We start from the raw sequence: 16,771 nt of genomic DNA, 5'->3' as shown, positions 1-16,771 counted from the left end.
GCACAAAGATACGATAACCGGGTCAAAAATACCTGGATGACGGGTGCTCCAGGCTGCGGATGATATTTTCTATTTCATACTCCTCTTCCACATTGTATTTGCTTTTGAGATTATGCCCAAATACCCTTGCAATCGATTGGTAAAAGAATGCTGTAAACCCGCCCCGTAATTCGCGCACTACCTCATAACTGGAGTTGCCCGTCTGCCGGTCAATCAATTTGATCAGGATTTCGCCCTGCGAAATGGTCATTTTTTTCACTTCCCGGTTGAACATATCCTTAATTTCCTTTTCGCAGGCTTTTACCAGTAGCTTTTGTTCGCGTCTGCTGCTGGTCATTGCCAGGTCACGATAAAGTTGTTCATACCGTCGCTGTGCATAACGGGCATAGGGTAATACTTTGATGACGTTATAACGCAGACGCATGTAACGAGCCTTGTCTTCAGGGCTTCTAAAAATACGTTTCCGCACCACTTGCACCTCTGGGATCCGCATCCAGGGCATAGGCTCGCCATCCGTCACCGTAGTGCGTACCAACCGGCCACCCGGCTGCACGGTCGCTGAATCCATAGCAACGGTGTCCTGGGCCACCGCACCCGTACCGAACAGCAGTCCGCCACAAAAAATCAACAAAGCAGGCAGATTCATGGGAACCCTTGTTTTAAAATCACTGACAAATTCCGTATATTTATCTGAATTAAACGGACACAGCAAAACGCAGTCCAATAAATACGGCTATACAAATATAGGAATTGTACGTTATAAAAAGATAAGGCGATCTGTATGAAAGAATTGGTGATTGATTTAGAAGCAGAGAGTAAAGAAATCCGCAAGCGGTACCGGGCATTGTTGCGCGCCTGTAAGCCTACGCTGCAACGGGGTGACAAGCAGATGATCCGCCGGGCTTTTGACATGGCGCTGGAAAGCCATAAAGATATGCGCCGTAAATCGGGCGAACCATATATTTATCACCCGATCGCCGTCGCACAGATTGCCGCTGAGGAGATTGGGCTGGGCACCACATCCATCGTATGCGCGCTGCTGCATGACGTGGTGGAGGATACCGACATTACACTGGAAGACATTGAACGGGAATTTGGCAAAAAGGTGACCCGGATCATTGATGGTCTGACAAAGATATCGGGAATATTTGACCCTAACAGTTCCATGCAGGCCGAAAACTTTCGGAAAATGCTGCTTACACTTGCCGACGACGTCCGGGTAATCCTGATCAAACTGGCGGACCGTCTCCACAACATGCGTACGATGGACTTCATGCCGCGGGATAAGCAGTTGAAAATTGCATCTGAAACTTCCTATTTATATGCTCCCCTAGCCCACCGGCTGGGTCTGTATGCGATCAAATCCGAGCTGGAAGACCTATCCATGAAATATACCGATCCGGATACATATAAGTTCATTGCGAGAAAACTGAATGAAAAAAAGGCCGAGCGGGAGCGATTTGTCCATAACTTCATTGAGCCGATTAAGGAAATTCTGCACGAACAGGGGCTCAAGGCGCAGGTGTTCGGCCGCCCTAAATCCATTTTTTCCATATGGAATAAAATGCGTAAGAAATCGATTCCCTTTGAGGAGGTATATGATTTGTTCGCAATCCGGGTAATTATCGATTCCGAGCAGGAGAACGAAAAGGCTGACTGCTGGAAAGCCTATTCCATTGTGACCGATTTATACCGGCCTAATCCCGACCGTTTGCGTGACTGGGTTTCTTCACCCAAAGCCAATGGTTACGAGTCACTGCACACGACCGTGATGGGACCCAAAGGCCAGTGGGTAGAGGTGCAGATCCGCACCGTCCGAATGAACGAAATCGCGGAAAAAGGCTTTGCTGCACACTGGAAATACAAAGAATCCAACTCGGACAGCGGATTGGATCAATGGATACAGAAGGTCCGGGAAATTTTAAGTAATCCAGAGCCTAATGCGATGGACTTTCTCGACGATTTCAAGATGAACCTCTTTTCGGACGAGATTTTCATCTTTACACCAAAAGGTGCGCTCATTCAGCTACCGCACGACGCTACAGCGCTTGATTTTGCTTTTGAAATCCACTCTGACCTCGGCGCTAGCTGTATTGGTGCCAAAGTGAACCATAAGCTGGTCCCCCTAAGCCACAGACTGCAGAACGGCGATCAGGTAGAGATCATTACTTCGAGCAAGCAAACACCTAAAGAAGACTGGCTGAGCTTTGTCGTAACAGCGAAGGCAAAATCCAAAATCAAATCGGCACTCAAGGAAGAAAAACGACGAATAGCCGAAGATGGAAAAGAGATTCTCGAGCGCAAACTTAAATCACTGAAGATCACCTACAATACTGAAAACATCAATAAACTGACGATGTATTTCAAGTTTCATTCTTCACAGGATCTGTTTTATAATGTGGCAAAGGGTGAAATCGACATCCGGAACCTCAAGGAGTTTGCGCTAAATGAAAAAAGTGCAGAGCAACAGAATGGCCAACAATTCAATTCACACATTGGCGGACTGGTAGATAAAATCAATAAAAAGGACTATGAAACCCTGCTGATCGGCGACGATCTGCAGAAAATTGACTATACATTATCGCCCTGTTGCAATCCGATACCCGGTGACGACGTTTTCGGTTTTATCACGGTTAATGAAGGAATTAAGATACATCGGACCAACTGTCCCAATGCCGCAAAATTGATGGCCAATTACGGATACCGAATCGTCAAGGCCAAATGGACATCTCAGAAGGAATTGGCCTTCCTTACCGGGTTGCACATTGTCGGGATTGATGACGTAGGCCTTGTTAACAAGATCACCAAGGTGATCTCGGATGACTTCAGGGTAAACATCCGATCCATTACCATCTCAAGTAATGATGGTATTTTTGAGGGCTCGATCATGATTTTCGTCAACGATACCGCCCATCTCGAAAACCTCATCAAACACCTCAAGCAGATCAAGGGCATTACCGGTATTACACGGTTTGACTCAGTCAATTAAATAGTCGGTGCTCTGTGGTCCGTGATTAAACAGCAGGTCTACTATGCTGAGATTAGCTATGAAGCCAAATTTCCCCTCGAACACCTGGTAGTAGGGCTGCGTTATATTGTGTAGGGGTGTTTTCTTGGGATGGATTGTTTGTCGCAGATCAACGGCCGGCGCATAATCTTCCCGATAGCTTTCCGTATAACCGATCTCCCGATTTATTTTCAACAAGGTAAGCAACAGGTTCAGCTGGGCTTCATGATAATCAAAAAGATAGTCGTAACGCTTGTTATAAAAAACCGAAAAGTCGTCTTCGTAATATTCAAAATAAGCGGAACTACGATATGCTGTCTGCAGGCCCATCCAATGTAACCGCTGCCAGTCAGCTTCATAACTAATTTTAACATCCTTCATTTGCGTATGTCCGTTACTCCCCTTTTGTACCGGCAAAATCAGGTCAAGCTTCCCATTGGCGGAACAAATCGACGTACGGGTCCGGTATGTCTGCTTGGGAAAATGCTCGTATCTTTCCAGTAGAATGGATTTTTCGGTCTTAAAGATAGCGCTGAAGTAAGCGATTGGGGGTAAATAAAATACAGGTAAAATGAGCTGATTGTCCATGCGCGGCAACAAATCTATTCAAAAGCAACTTTATCTAAGTTTGTGCTGCAAAAATAACTTAAATTAAGGATATTTGCAGCCATACGCACGATCATTAGCCGTAATGCGAAAGTCTTCCTTACTATCTTTCTTCATTAACCTGCTGGCAATGTTGCCTTTTTGGGCGCTCTATTTTTTGTCTGACATACTTTTTGTCGTGCTGTATTATATTATCCGGTACCGGAAAAACGTAGTATTTGAAAATCTACGGAATGCGTTTCCCGAAAAATCAGCGGAGGAACGGCGTACCATCGCACGCCAGTTTTTCCGCTTTCTGCCTGACCTTATTGTAGAGGCAATAAAAATGAGCCGGATATCGGAGAAGGAAGTAAAAGAAAGAATAGTCATCCATCAAATAGAAGAGATCGAGCGCCACTTTGCAGCGGGGCGGCCCATTGTTGGAGTAACCGCCCATTATGCTAATTGGGAATTGGGGATTCACCGACTCAGCCTGTTGACAGAAAACCCGGTATTAATCATATACAAACCACTGAAAAACAAGGCATTTGATACCCTGTACAATGCAATACGAAGCCGGTTCGGCGCTTTAATGGTACCGATGAAACAGACACTTCGGCAGATTGTGGCTTATCGCGATAAACCTCACATCAGCATCTTTGTAGCTGACCAGACACCGCAATACCGCGATTCCGATTATTTCATCCCCTTCCTTAACCAGGATACACTGGTTTATACGGGCGCTGAACGGATAGCAAAGATGACGGATGCCGCTGTTGTATTTTGCCATATTGACCGGATCCGTCGGGGATATTACCAATGCACGTTTACCACACTCGTTGAAAATTCAGCCAGTGTGGATGCACATGGGATTACGGATATACATACCCGATTTACAGAAGAAATCATTCGTCGGAAACCAGCCCTATGGCTTTGGTCGCACCGGCGGTGGAAAAGGAAGCCGCGCACATGAAACAGCACCCTAAAGTAGCCGTCGTGATCCTTAATTGGAATGGCCGGTTTTTCCTCGAGAAATTCCTACCATACGTTTATAACAGCACCTATCCCAATATCGAGTTTGTTGTAGGCGATAATGCTTCAAGTGATGATTCCGTTGCTTTTGTCCGTGCCGATTATCCGACAATCCGCGTTATCACTAACCAACAAAACCTGGGTTTTGCAGGTGGGTACAATGAAGTGCTCAAACAGGTAGATGCGGACTATTTTGTATTATTGAACTCAGATGTGGAAGTGACACCGGATTGGATACAGCCAGTCATTGAACTATTGGAAAGCCAACCGGACATGGCTGCTGCCCAACCCAAGATCCGCTCGCTCCATCAACGCGACCATTTTGAACATGCGGGAGCTGCCGGCGGATATTTGGATAGTTATGGTTTCCCCTTTTGCCGTGGCCGGATCCTACATGCTATTGAACAAGATAATGGCCAGTACGATGATATCCGGGAGGTATTCTGGGTGTCTGGCGCAGCACTTTTCATCAAACGTACCTGCTGGGAGGTTGTAGGAGGGTTTGATGATGATTTTTTTGCCCATATGGAGGAAGTGGATCTGGCCTGGCGGCTGAAACTTATGGGATATCGAATGGGATATTGTCCGAAATCCGTTGTTTTTCATGTGGGAGGAGGCACACTAAGTGCCAGTAACCCACAGAAGACGTTCCTTAACTTCCGTAACAGCCTGTTTCTGCTGCAAAAAAACCTACCGTTTTTCAAGGCTGCATGGATCATCTTTGCACGGATGTGGATTGACCTGGTGGCACTTTTCCACTTCTTGTCATTGGGAAAATTCAGCGATGCCTGGGCAATTAGTCGGGCACACCAGCAATTCTTTGCCAACTTTGCAAAAACAGCAAAGAAAAGAAGAAAATACGCTGCGGTATTCCAGCATGCCGGACATTACCGCGGCAGCGTTGTGTGGGCATTTTATGTCCACGGCAAAACCATGTTCAGTAAATTGAACCCCAGACGGTTTCTGTAACATAGAAACTACATAGCAACTTTTTAATTATTAAGTTGTTATTTAGCATATAAACCAATTTATAGCTTTATGAAACATAGGATCGCACTTTTTTTTGTAACGCTGGTTACAGGGATATTTGTCGGCCGGGCGCAGCCATCCGAGAATATTCTCGCGGGAGCCTGGCATCACCAGGAAGGAGACAAAAAACAAACAGCCGTGTTTGTAGACGGCTATTTGTCTCACTGTACTTTTGATGTTAAAAACAAGCAATTTATATCCACAAGGGGCGGCACCTACACCACTGATGGCGACCAACTTACGGTTACGTGGCAATATGACACCGAAAAAGCGGCCAGTGGTGTGGATGCAGGAGCCTGGGTAAACCAATCGACCACATTTAACTATGCAGCGGACAACACGCTCACCACCAATCTGTCGGGTGCACAGGCTACCTGGCAGCGTATCGACAGCGATGAAGGAGCGATGGCCGGTGTGTGGCGCATTACCGGCCGGAAACAGGGTGAAGATATGGGACAGATGCCCCTGCGTGACAGACGGACGTTAAAGATCATGAGTGGCACCCGATTCCAGTGGGTGGCCATTAATGTAAAGACAGGTGAATTTTCGGGTACGGGCGGCGGCACATACACCTTCCAGAACGGCAAATATACCGAGCACATTGAATTTTTCTCGCGTGACAACAACCGCGTTGGTGCCTCGCTATCCTTTGATGGAAAAATTGAAAACGGGCAATGGCATCATTCCGGACGCAGCTCCACGGGCAATCCGATTTATGAAATATGGAGCAAGCTGGAAGAGTAATCGATGACCGACAACGCGTGATTGGTGGATAAACGAAAATCAACGAACAGTAAGCGGATAGCACGCCAATCACTAATAATAATTTCGTATTTTCGCCCCTATGTCACCAGCAGAAGCAGCGGAACGCGTTGTTGCATTGACCGCGGAACTGAACGAATATAACTACCAATACTACGTATTGGCAAACCCGTCCATTTCAGACTATGATTTCGATCAGAAACTCAAGGAACTTGAGAATCTGGAGCGGTTATTCCCCCAATTCCTTGACCCCGACTCACCCACGCAGAAAGTTGGCGGCGATATTACACAACGATTCACCACGGTCCGTCACAGATGGCCTATGCTTTCGCTCAGCAATACCTACAGCGAACAGGAGCTTCGTGATTTCGATGTACGGGTACGCAAAGCTATCGGTGATGATTTCGAATATGTGTGCGAATTGAAATTTGATGGCTTATCCATCAGTCTTACCTATGAGAACGGGCTGCTTAAACAGGCGGTTACCCGCGGAGATGGGGTGCAGGGTGATGATGTTACTACCAACGTGCGTACCATCAAAAAAATACCGAATCGCTTACGAACGAACGGATATCCCGACCTATTTGAAATACGGGGTGAAATTTTCATGCACCGTCCGGCATTCCAGCGACTGAATAACGAGCGCATCGAAAATGGAGAAATGGCTTACGCCAATCCCCGCAATTTTGCCGCAGGCACGATCAAGCTACAGGATTCGTCCGAAGTTGCCCGGCGCCCGCTGGATTGTTTTCTCTATTTTTTATACAGTGATAACCGCAACCGGCTCTTCAGTAATCATTGGGAAAGCCTCATGGCGGTGAAATCCTGGGGATTCCATGTATGCGAGCATACTGCCTTATGTTCGTCAATCGACGAGGTACTTGCATTTATTACCAAGTGGGATAAGGAACGTCATGAGCTGAGTTACGATATTGACGGCATCGTCATCAAAGTAAATGATTATGGTCAGCAAGAAGAGCTGGGCTTTACGGCCAAATCGCCACGCTGGGCTATCTCCTATAAATACAAAGCGGAACAAGTGGAAACGATTTTCCATTCAGTCAGTTACCAAGTGGGCCGAACGGGTGCTGTGACTCCTGTGGCTAACCTGGAACCGGTATTGCTGGCTGGCACCACCGTAAAACGTGCCAGTCTGCATAATGCTAATGAGATTGCACGACTGGATCTGCGCGAAGGTGATACGGTTTTTGTAGAAAAAGGAGGGGAAATTATCCCCAAAGTCATGGGTGTCAACATGTTGAAGCGTAACCCGGACACCCACCCCATCGTATACCCATCCAATTGCCCTGAATGTGACACTCCGCTCATCCGCAAAGAAGGGGAAGCGGTACATTATTGCCCCAATGAAGAGGGTTGTCCGCCACAGATTGTCGGCCGCATGCAGCATTTTATCGGCCGTAAAGCGATGGACATCGAAGGCATGGGCGATGAAACGATCGAAACATTTTACCGGCACGGACTGCTCCATAACATCACCGATATTTATAAGCTAAAGGATCAACAGGACGTGCTGATCGGACTGGATCGTTTTGGACAGAAATCCATTGACAACATGTTGACGGGCATTGAAAAATCCAAGGAAAAACCTTTTGAAAAAGTACTTTTCGCACTTGGTATACGCTACGTTGGCGAAACGGTTGCCCGAAAACTTGCTGCTCATTTCAAAGATATCGACACACTTACTGCTGCATCCAGAACAGCAATCGAGTCAGTCCATGAAATCGGCGAACGGATCGCCGAGAGCGTACTGGAGTATTTCGCCAATACAACACACCGGGAACAGTTGGAGCAGCTCAAGCAATATGGACTACAGCTGGCCTTGGTGGAGCAAAAGGTGGAGCGGTTGGGCGACCGGTTGCAGGGAAAGACCTTTGTCATTTCCGGCGTGTTCGAACAATTCAGCCGGGAGGAACTTACTGCGCTGATTGAAGGCCATGGTGGTAAAATGTTGAGCAGCATATCGGCCAAATTAGATTACCTTGTCGCCGGAGACAAGATGGGACCTTCTAAACGGACCAAGGCGGAAAAATTGAACATTCCCATTATCTCAGATCAGGATTTACTGGATATGATTGCTTAAATCGTACGATAAAATCATTTATTTGCACTAATTTTACCCGCCCGCATCTTTTTTCTGCAGCAGGTTGCTCGCAGGAACGCGATATTTAGGGTCAACAACTTCATATAAAACACATTACAGGAAAATAAGGTATCATGGACGAGCTTAACGGCGCGGGAGTGGCTTTGATCACTCCATTTAATGCGGATGGAACAATTGACTTCGGCAGTTTGGAGAAATTGATTGATCATCAGATCAAGGGCGGGATGGATTACCTTGTTTCCCTGGGAACTACTGGTGAAACGGCTACGCTTTCGGAAACGGAACGCAAATCTGTCTGGGAGTTTACTGCGCGGCATGCGGCCGGGCGTATTCCTCTGGTTGCGGGAATCGGAGGCAATAATACCGCCGAGATCGTACATCAGTTAGCTGCATTTGATACGACGGGTTATGCAGCAATACTATCTGTAAGTCCTTATTACAATAAACCGACACAGGAGGGTATTTATCAGCATTATAAAGCGCTGTCCGTCGCAACTCCGCTCCCACTGATTATTTATAATATTCCAGGACGGACCGGCAGTAACATTAGTCCTGAGACCACGGTTAGGCTGGCCCGGGATTTTGATAATATTGTGGCCACAAAAGATGCTTCAGGAAGTTTTGACCAGTTCAGCCGGATCATGCGGGACAAACCAGCAGAATTTCTGCTGATTTCGGGGGATGACCCCATGACACTTCCCATGATGGCATTGGGGGCTGTCGGAATTATTTCCGTTGTGGCAAATGCATTTCCACGTGAAATTGCTGAATTAGCCCGGTTATGCCGCATTGGCGACTACGAATCGGCACGGGTAATACACAACAAGCTCATCCGCATTACGGAACTGTGCTTTGTAGAGGGCAATCCTGCCGGCATAAAAAATATACTAACCCAGCTGGGCATCTGCGGTGGCACTGTCAGGTTACCACTGGTAGAAGTCAGCGATGCCACAAGAATGGCAATCGCCGATGAGCTGCAGTTGTTGCGTTAGGCCCGTACTTCTCCTTATTATTTATTTTGCGGGCAATTCCCGGATGTGGATGTCACGATAAGATACCTGCGTACCGTGTGCCTGGAGCTCAATTTGCTCACTTGGAAAAATTGGCTGGCTTCGGTCCCAGTAATTTTCCAGCACCACACTGTCAGTCACCAGTATGCCGTTAAGGTATACCGTTACCCTATCATCTATCATTTTAATATAGAATGTATTCCATTCTCCTAATGGATTATCGGCAAGGGTAAGTGGCTTGTTTTCGTGGTTCTGGTTGTTGTACAGCCCGCCGGAGCCAACTTGTGCACCGACGTTAATCCGGGAAGTATCCCAAATCTGCACCTGGGGTGTACCTCTTAAGTAAACTCCCGCATCACCATCCTTGCCTTGCTTAGCTAATTTCCAATCAATTAACATTTCAAAATTACCGTATTGCTCTTCGGTTACGATGTTATCTCCTGCACCACGGAAATGCAAAACCCCACCTTCCACGTACCAACCCTCCTGCATCCGTTCGTCTGCCTTTTGCTGTGCTGCAATCAATGCGGACTCACTCATAGTCCGCCGTTTAATTGGATCGCCAACGAGGCCCTTCCATCCGGATAAGTTATCGTCCTGCAACAGCGATGTCCAACCGGGGCCTTCAGGTAATTCTGCAAGGTGTTTTCGGATGGCTGCGCGAAGGTAGCTGCTCTCACTTCCTGAAAGGATTCCACTTACTTTATCCAATAGCCGGGTCACTTCCTTCCCATAAAGGTTGCGGTTTTCCAGGGCAATATTCATGACCGTATTCGCCGCAGTTGATTTAAGCTGTTCATCATCCAGAAAACGACCGGCAAACAGCATAGCATTGTAAGTTTTATTCGCTTCAAGTGTTCGCAAAATCCCTTCTTTTTGTTCGTCCGTCTGCGCTACTTCAAATGCGTCACGAAGCAAAAGCACTTTTTGGGATGCTGGGGCATCGGATATGCTAACTAACCGAACCAATCCTTTTACCACAGCATCCAGCTCGCCGGCATCCGTTATCCTGCGACTGAGATCGACCAAGTGGGGTAATGCTTCAACAGTTGTCCACGCAGCTAGCGCAAGGACGGCAGCATTCCGTAGTTCGGGATTAGTGTTTTCTATATTATCCAGTACCACAGCTAGCGGTTTGTCACCACCAATGCCCGATAAAACCGGGAAAAAGACGGCCTGTTGCGGAGCGTCTGCGGCATGCAATGCCGAAATCACTTGCCCGGTCAATTCAGCTTTGCTTTCGCTTCGGTTGACTGCGATCGTTATCGCCTGTTGTACTGGCATTACTTCCTCACCGGTAGCATGGCTAAGCAGCTGCAGTAAAATCTTCAAATCCACCGGCCGGGCCAGCTGTGGCAGCGCGTTGAATGCGGCTGCTTTTACTTCGGCCGGCGCATCACCCTGAATCCGAGCGACCACGGCAGGCATCGCCTCCCCTACGCCACGGTGTGCCAGCAATTCCAATATGGCTACCGTTGTTGCCGGCGACGGGCTGGCAGCTAATGCATCCATCAATAATTGCGGAAGCTGTTTGTTATCGGCCGTCAGCAGTACTTCCCTGATGGATTGGCTGACCTCCCCTTCGCTCGTCGGAAGCAACCGCATCAACTCAGGGACGGCATTTCCGGCATCGAGCTGATAAAAGGCATTTATCGCGGCAATGCGGACGGCTGGTGACGCGCTCCGTAGCGCATACTTTACCTCCGGTAATACAGATTGTTGCTGTTGTTTCCCTAAAAATTGCAACAGGTCTACCTGCACCCCTTCATCTAACCCTGAAAATCCCCGGACAAGCTGTGCCACATCCCGGTCGTTCAGGTGGGGGGCCAATACACGGAGCGCCCTATTCCGGTATACCATATCTTCGTCTTTCGCAGCCCGAATCAAGGTCTTCTTCTGCTTGTCTGGATGGATGGTCGTGAGTAATGCCAACGCAGCCCCGCGGATATGTGTCTGACCAGTCCGTTCCGCCCCCTTAAACACCTCAGACGCTATTTTAGCCGCGGTTGCCGCATCCCCCTGTGCCTGCAACCGGTGAGCGTAATTCAGGTAAGCGCTCGTCGCCTGCGTCGGCTCATAAGCATATGCGGCGTCCCGGGCTGCTTTCCTGAGTACAACGCCTGATACATTGCCACCAAGCTGTGAAAGCGCATAAAATACCGTCCGCCGCATCGCAGTATCCGGAAGGCTAGCGTAAGTTATTATCTCGGATTCCGAGGGTCTATATGCCATAAACCCCAATGCATTGATCAGTTGTACGGCCGTGGCACCCGTAGCATCAGCAAGTCCATTCAATAATACCCTACCGGCAGGTTCTGTGCCGATCCTGGCCAGCGCCCGGGCAGCCTTTTCACTGAGGTACGGGTCGTTCAGGTAATGGCTGAGTGCCTCAATCGCAGTATCATCAGCTGCATTTTGTAATAACTGGATAAGATAGCCCCGGTTATCGTTATCGGTTACTACTTCTAATGCCATCAGCGTGCCCTTGACAAAAGACGCACGCTGGGTCGATTTTCCAGGCTGCATGACGTAGTAGCTATAACTGTTTGTAGCATACTCAATGGCCGCATTATTTCCCTGGCCGGGAGGACGCAGCCGTTGCAGGAGATCTGCGATTTCCGAAGGTGAAAATGCTTCGAGCAGTGTCATGGATACCTTAAGTCCTGCCGAAGTTTCCGCTGGCTGCAATGCCAGTACGTCGGCTATTTTGTCGCGGTTCCCCTGTTGGATGTCCTGTGCATAGGTAACCGTTTGCAGTATCAACAGGAACAGGAAAGTATATATCGGTTTTAGCATAACAATCAAATCAGCGTTTTCATTATGTTTATATCGACCACGGCCCGCGCATGGGTTGGTCCAGTAACCTATTAGCGGCATCGTCATTTATGAACACCTGTTTCTGCGAATCGAACTGAAGCGATTTCCCCAGGCGGAGCGCCGTTAGCCCCATGTTGACGATGGTGCAGGAGCGATAGCCGTTTTCCTCGTTCAGGGCAAACCGTTGCCGCGTTTTTACCGCTTCAATAAAATCAGTCACTTGGGTTGCCGGTTCCGGGAAAGCCGCCAACTTACGTTCCATATCAGGAATATCGGATTGAAATCCGCGATATAGCTTTCCCTCCGGACCTTCAATATAGGGCATGCCAACATCCCGGCCCTCTCCATCGAGTATGATTTTACAGCCGTCGGCATAGGTAAATTCAATACGCCTCCAGACACCAACTGCATCGCTATGTTGCTGTGGTGCATCCACCTCTACCGATACCGGACTTTCGTTATCCTTATTCAGGAAATATTGTACGGGATCGATGTAATGCTGGCCCATATCACCCAATCCTCCCCCGTCATAATCCCAATACCCTCGGAATGTCGTATGCACCCGATGTGTACTGTATGGCTTGTAGGGTGCCGGACCGAGCCACATATTGTAATCCAGTTCGGGCGGTGCCTGTTCTACCGGAAGGTTGTCTCGACCCACCCAGTAAAATTTCCAATCGAAGCCCGTATGCCTGCTTATTGTCACCTTTAAAGGCCACCCGAGCATTCCGGAATCCACCAATTTCTTAATCTTTTTAACCGGTACGTTCATCCCGTAAAAAATATCTTGGAACCGAAACCAGGTATTCAAACGAAAAATGTTGCCGTGTTGCCGGATGGCTTCAACAACGCGCTTGCCTTCACCAATGGTGCGGGTCATGGGTTTCTCGCACCAGATATCCTTCCCGCGACGGGCAGCTTCGGCAGCCATAATGCCGTGCCAGTGAGGTGGTGTGGCAATGTGGACAATGTCCACTTCGGGCAGTTCAATCAACTCGCGGTAATCTGCAAATTGCTTCACAGGATACCCGATTTGCTCCGCGGCAATAGCCAGGTGACGTGTATCCACATCACAAATAGCCACCGTTCGTGCACCGGCGTAGCGCAGATGGCCACGTCCCATTGCACCAACCCCAATCACGCCTTTGGTCAGCTGATCACTCGGTGCCAAAAAGCCCTGGCCGCCCAAAACAAAACGGGGAACAATGGTGAACGCCGCAGCGCCGGTCAGTGATTGTTTGATGAATGTCCTGCGGGATGTATTATTTTCCGTCATAGGTACATATTTTAGGTAGTTTGGAAGTAAATTGGTCTTTCACTGCCTAAAATAGTAATATTCCTGTTACTATGCAAATCCAATAGTTAAGCAAACGATTGCTTAACCGGTCTCAGGGTTTCTTCGTCGCTAAAAATGCCTGCCAGGCAATCCGATCCATCTCAAACGTGAGTGTTTCGGGATGTAGCTGGTGGATATTGATCCAGCGAAAGACCTGATTGGGTTCAGTATCGCTGTCGAAGTCAAAGGGACGTTTTCCAATACGGCAACTCAGCCGGCCGTCGCTTCTTACCAGGTAGTATACACCAATGACTTGGCTGTCGTCGAATGCCGATTTTAGAAAACGGTCTGTCGTGTGAATATGTTGTATAATGTCAACCGGCAACTGGCATTCTTCCATAAATTCGCGCTGAAGCCCCTCAATCAGGCCTTCGCCAAATTCCAGTCCGCCGCCTGGAAATTTACTGAATTCCATTCCATACTCCCGTTCGTCGCTGATGAGTACCTCCTGTTTGTTATTGAGCAGGATACCATAAACCCGGACATTAAATCTATTCATGAGCTAATTGATTGACGCTAAAGGTAAGTCTTAAATGTGATTCGCATCATTTTTTAACATATTCTTCACAACAAAAAGCGATTACAAGTCTATTTTACCTACCTTTGTAAGAAATTATGCAAGAGTTAAACCAACAGATACCCGAGGGATCACGCAAAGAGGTAATGGCTTATTTAGAGCCGTTTATGCTCAATGAGATGAGCGAATACCTGAAGCCCGTTGAGGAGATGTGGCAACCGGCAGATTTTTTGCCTGACGCTTCGCGTGACACTTTTTTCCAAGAGGTAAAGGAATTACAGGAAAGTGCCAGGGAACTATCGTACGACCTGGTAGCCGTACTTATTGGCGACACAATTACTGAAGAGGCCCTTCCTACTTATGAGTCGTGGCTTACCATGGTCAAAGATGTGGAAAAACACGAGCAGGGCGGCTGGATGAAATGGGTGCGCGCATGGACAGCGGAAGAAAATCGCCATGGAGACTTGCTGAACAAGTACCTTTATCTTTCCGGATGCGTTGACATGCGGCAGATGGAGATATCCACACAATACCTGCTGCAGGATGGCTTTGACATTGGCACAGGGAATGACCCCTACCGGAATTTCATCTATACTTCCTTCCAGGAACTGGCTACGAACGTTTCACACCGGCGTGTTGCCGGGTTTGCTAAACGGGACGGCGATAAACTTCTTGCAAAAATGTGCGGTGTAATTGCGTCTGACGAGGCACGGCACGCCAAAGCTTATATGTCATTTATTTCCAAGGCCCTTGAAGTGGATGCAAGCGAAGTGATGATTGCCTTCGAAGACATGATGCGCAAAAAGATTGTCATGCCCGCACATCTGCTCCGTGAAGCCGGACAGCCACAGGGTGAAACTTTTGCTCACTTTTCTGACGCTGCTCAGCGGATTGGTGTCTATACAGCTGTCGATTACGTGGACATCCTGAAAGAATTATTACGGGAATGGAATATTGAATCGGTACGGGAACTTAATGAGGCCGGTGAACGCGCCCGGGATTACCTGATGCGTCTACCCGATCGACTGCTCCGTCTGGCCGACCGCATGCGCATACCGGATAAACCTTACAGCTTCAGCTGGATACACGCCAGGTAATCACTATTATTTGGGACTGCTTCCCGGTGCAGCGCGATATGTCTGCGCATTTTCCAGTACGAGTACCCAGTCATTTCCATTACCCTGTGTAGGCGCAGTGAATGCAAGTTGATCTTGCCTGTTCAGCTTGCCTATTAACTGTGCGTCGCCGTTACGTGGATTATACCACCAGCCGGTCAGTTCAGCCGCACTGCACCATCCCGTCCCGACAACCACCCGTTTACCTACCGGCAAGTACAACATCGCATACGTACCCGCTTCATCACGGTATGCCGTGATGTACTCCCCGGCTGCCCCCTGCCCTTTCCGGATTATGGCTTGATCCGGCACACGCGTTAATGCTGGCCTTGAGAGCACCAGTTCTTTCAGGTAAATCATCTGGGAGGCCCCGGGCCTATCCAGCGCCGCTGTCCAAAAGCGGTCGACGTCCGTAACGGGTGCAAAGCCTGGTTGGTAAAATTGCCAGATGGCATGATTACCATAAGTTACACCGGTCCCACCGGCAAATACCGATCGGTAGGCTTGTTTCCGCACATCATAATCGGTAAAATAACCGTTTTCCGCTTTCCAGTTGATGGCATGGTCTTCATAATTGGGTTCCGCATCCAAAATCGGAGTTGCCGGAATCCGGTTAAAATCATGCTGAATCATTTCCCAAACCGGCAGGTCCCGCTTACGGTGTCCCGACTGCAACGTATGAAAATCAAGCAGCTGCTCGTCCCCCCAGAATTTAGTAGAGGATGATTCGCCGGCCGGATGATAGGTCACCAAGGCATCAGTCCCGCCTCCCTCTCGAATACCCTTCACCATGGCCCGCCATACCGGCCGGCGATCAATGGAGTCCGTCGTAGCAGGACGGTCACCCCCGACCATCCAGATGATATTAGGGAAGCGTTTGTACCGTTCGCCGAGAAAATAACCATAGTGGTATGCATTGACTTCATTGAATATTTCAGGACCCTGACCCCATAGTCGGAGTACCTTGTCGCCCCAGGTGGGCAAAAGGCTGACATACATGCCCCGCTGCTTTGCCTGCGTAACGACCCAATCGACCAGCTTAAAATAAGATGCATTGGGTCGCTCCGGATCCAGGTTTTCTAATGGAAGATCTCCATAGCGATTGGGTGCACGTGGACCGTCCATTTCGGCCAGTATGACCGCCTGAATTACATTAAACCCTTTCGATTCCCGGTTATCCAGGTACCGGGTAATCTCTTCCCGGGTGAGTCGGTGAAAAAGCTCCCAGGCCGTATCACCCAGCCAGAAAAAAGGGGTGCCATCAGCGTGCTGCAGATAATGTCTATTCGTTGATAGGGTAAGCGGGCTGTACGGCCATTTCTGCTGCGCAACTGTCCGCGGGCCATGCCCCAGGAGGAGCAACAAGCAGAAGACCCCGCATACCGTCCTGGTAATGGATCGGCAGCGAATTGGTGTATTATTAACTTGACACATAGCAA

Annotated in this window: 13 protein-coding genes; 7 read left to right on the top strand and 6 right to left on the bottom strand. The window is 48.5% G+C overall.

All coding sequences use genetic code 11. The annotated features are described in order from the left end of the window. Window positions 1-22: 22 nt before the first annotated feature. Window positions 23-646: a DUF4294 domain-containing protein gene (locus tag NEV57_RS00960; RefSeq protein ID WP_257656413.1), complete on the bottom strand. Its 624-nt coding sequence runs from the start codon at window positions 644-646 to the stop codon at window positions 23-25. A gap of 135 nt (window positions 647-781) precedes the next feature. Between NEV57_RS00960 and NEV57_RS00955 the strand changes: the two genes are divergently transcribed. After that, a complete protein-coding gene (locus NEV57_RS00955; RefSeq protein WP_257656412.1) occupies window positions 782-2,989 on the top strand; it encodes a RelA/SpoT family protein in 2,208 nt (735 codons plus the stop codon). Here the strand turns inward: NEV57_RS00955 and NEV57_RS00950 are convergent. Beyond that, window positions 2,978-3,595 (bottom strand): WbqC family protein, encoded by a 618-nt coding sequence (locus NEV57_RS00950; protein WP_257656411.1) that lies wholly within the window; start codon window positions 3,593-3,595, stop codon window positions 2,978-2,980. The genes NEV57_RS00955 and NEV57_RS00950 overlap by 12 nt on opposite strands. 148 nt (window positions 3,596-3,743) lie before the next feature. On the opposite strand from NEV57_RS00950, the gene NEV57_RS00945 reads away from it, so the two are divergent. The 5 genes from NEV57_RS00945 (at window position 3,744) to dapA (ending at window position 9,529) form a co-directional block, all read left to right on the top strand. After that, on the top strand, window positions 3,744-4,565 hold the full coding sequence (locus tag NEV57_RS00945) for a lysophospholipid acyltransferase family protein (RefSeq protein WP_257656410.1): 822 nt from the start codon (window positions 3,744-3,746) through the stop codon (window positions 4,563-4,565). Further along, complete coding sequence (locus NEV57_RS00940) at window positions 4,520-5,593, top strand: glycosyltransferase family 2 protein (protein WP_257656409.1); 1,074 nt, start codon at window positions 4,520-4,522, stop codon at window positions 5,591-5,593. Before NEV57_RS00945 ends, NEV57_RS00940 begins: the two co-directional genes overlap by 46 nt. Window positions 5,594-5,662: 69 nt before the next feature. Then, window positions 5,663-6,397, top strand: a complete 735-nt coding sequence (locus NEV57_RS00935; protein ID WP_257656408.1) for a hypothetical protein — start codon at window positions 5,663-5,665, stop codon at window positions 6,395-6,397. A 100-nt stretch (window positions 6,398-6,497) separates the two neighbouring features. Then, entirely contained in the window at window positions 6,498-8,516 is a 2,019-nt protein-coding gene (ligA, locus tag NEV57_RS00930) for an NAD-dependent DNA ligase LigA (RefSeq protein ID WP_257656407.1), read from the top strand. A 134-nt stretch (window positions 8,517-8,650) separates the two neighbouring features. Next, complete coding sequence (gene dapA / locus NEV57_RS00925) at window positions 8,651-9,529, top strand: 4-hydroxy-tetrahydrodipicolinate synthase (protein ID WP_257656406.1); 879 nt, start codon at window positions 8,651-8,653, stop codon at window positions 9,527-9,529. A gap of 21 nt (window positions 9,530-9,550) precedes the next feature. Here dapA and NEV57_RS00920 read toward each other — a convergent pair whose 3' ends face one another. From NEV57_RS00920 to NEV57_RS00910, 3 genes are all read right to left on the bottom strand, one after another. Continuing rightward, window positions 9,551-12,343 (bottom strand): DUF1080 domain-containing protein, encoded by a 2,793-nt coding sequence (locus NEV57_RS00920; protein ID WP_257656405.1) that lies wholly within the window; start codon window positions 12,341-12,343, stop codon window positions 9,551-9,553. Between the two features lie 28 nt (window positions 12,344-12,371). Next, entirely contained in the window at window positions 12,372-13,640 is a 1,269-nt protein-coding gene (locus NEV57_RS00915) for a Gfo/Idh/MocA family oxidoreductase (RefSeq protein WP_257656404.1), read from the bottom strand. A gap of 112 nt (window positions 13,641-13,752) precedes the next feature. Next, window positions 13,753-14,199, bottom strand: a complete 447-nt coding sequence (locus NEV57_RS00910; RefSeq protein WP_257656403.1) for an NUDIX domain-containing protein — start codon at window positions 14,197-14,199, stop codon at window positions 13,753-13,755. A gap of 116 nt (window positions 14,200-14,315) precedes the next feature. On the opposite strand from NEV57_RS00910, the gene NEV57_RS00905 reads away from it, so the two are divergent. Then, complete coding sequence (locus NEV57_RS00905) at window positions 14,316-15,314, top strand: acyl-ACP desaturase (protein ID WP_257656402.1); 999 nt, start codon at window positions 14,316-14,318, stop codon at window positions 15,312-15,314. Window positions 15,315-15,320: 6 nt separating this feature from the next. Here the strand turns inward: NEV57_RS00905 and NEV57_RS00900 are convergent, their stop codons facing one another. After that, entirely contained in the window at window positions 15,321-16,766 is a 1,446-nt protein-coding gene (locus tag NEV57_RS00900; RefSeq protein WP_257656401.1) for a glycoside hydrolase family 140 protein, read from the bottom strand. Between the last annotated feature and the right edge of the window lie 5 nt (window positions 16,767-16,771).

Origin of the sequence: Parapedobacter lycopersici, from assembly GCF_024643285.1 — a bacterium.
GTDB lineage: Bacteria > Bacteroidota > Bacteroidia > Sphingobacteriales > Sphingobacteriaceae > Parapedobacter > Parapedobacter lycopersici.
The sequence above is the reverse complement of the archived record's forward strand: the minus strand, read 5'-3'. Positions and strand labels throughout refer to the sequence as shown.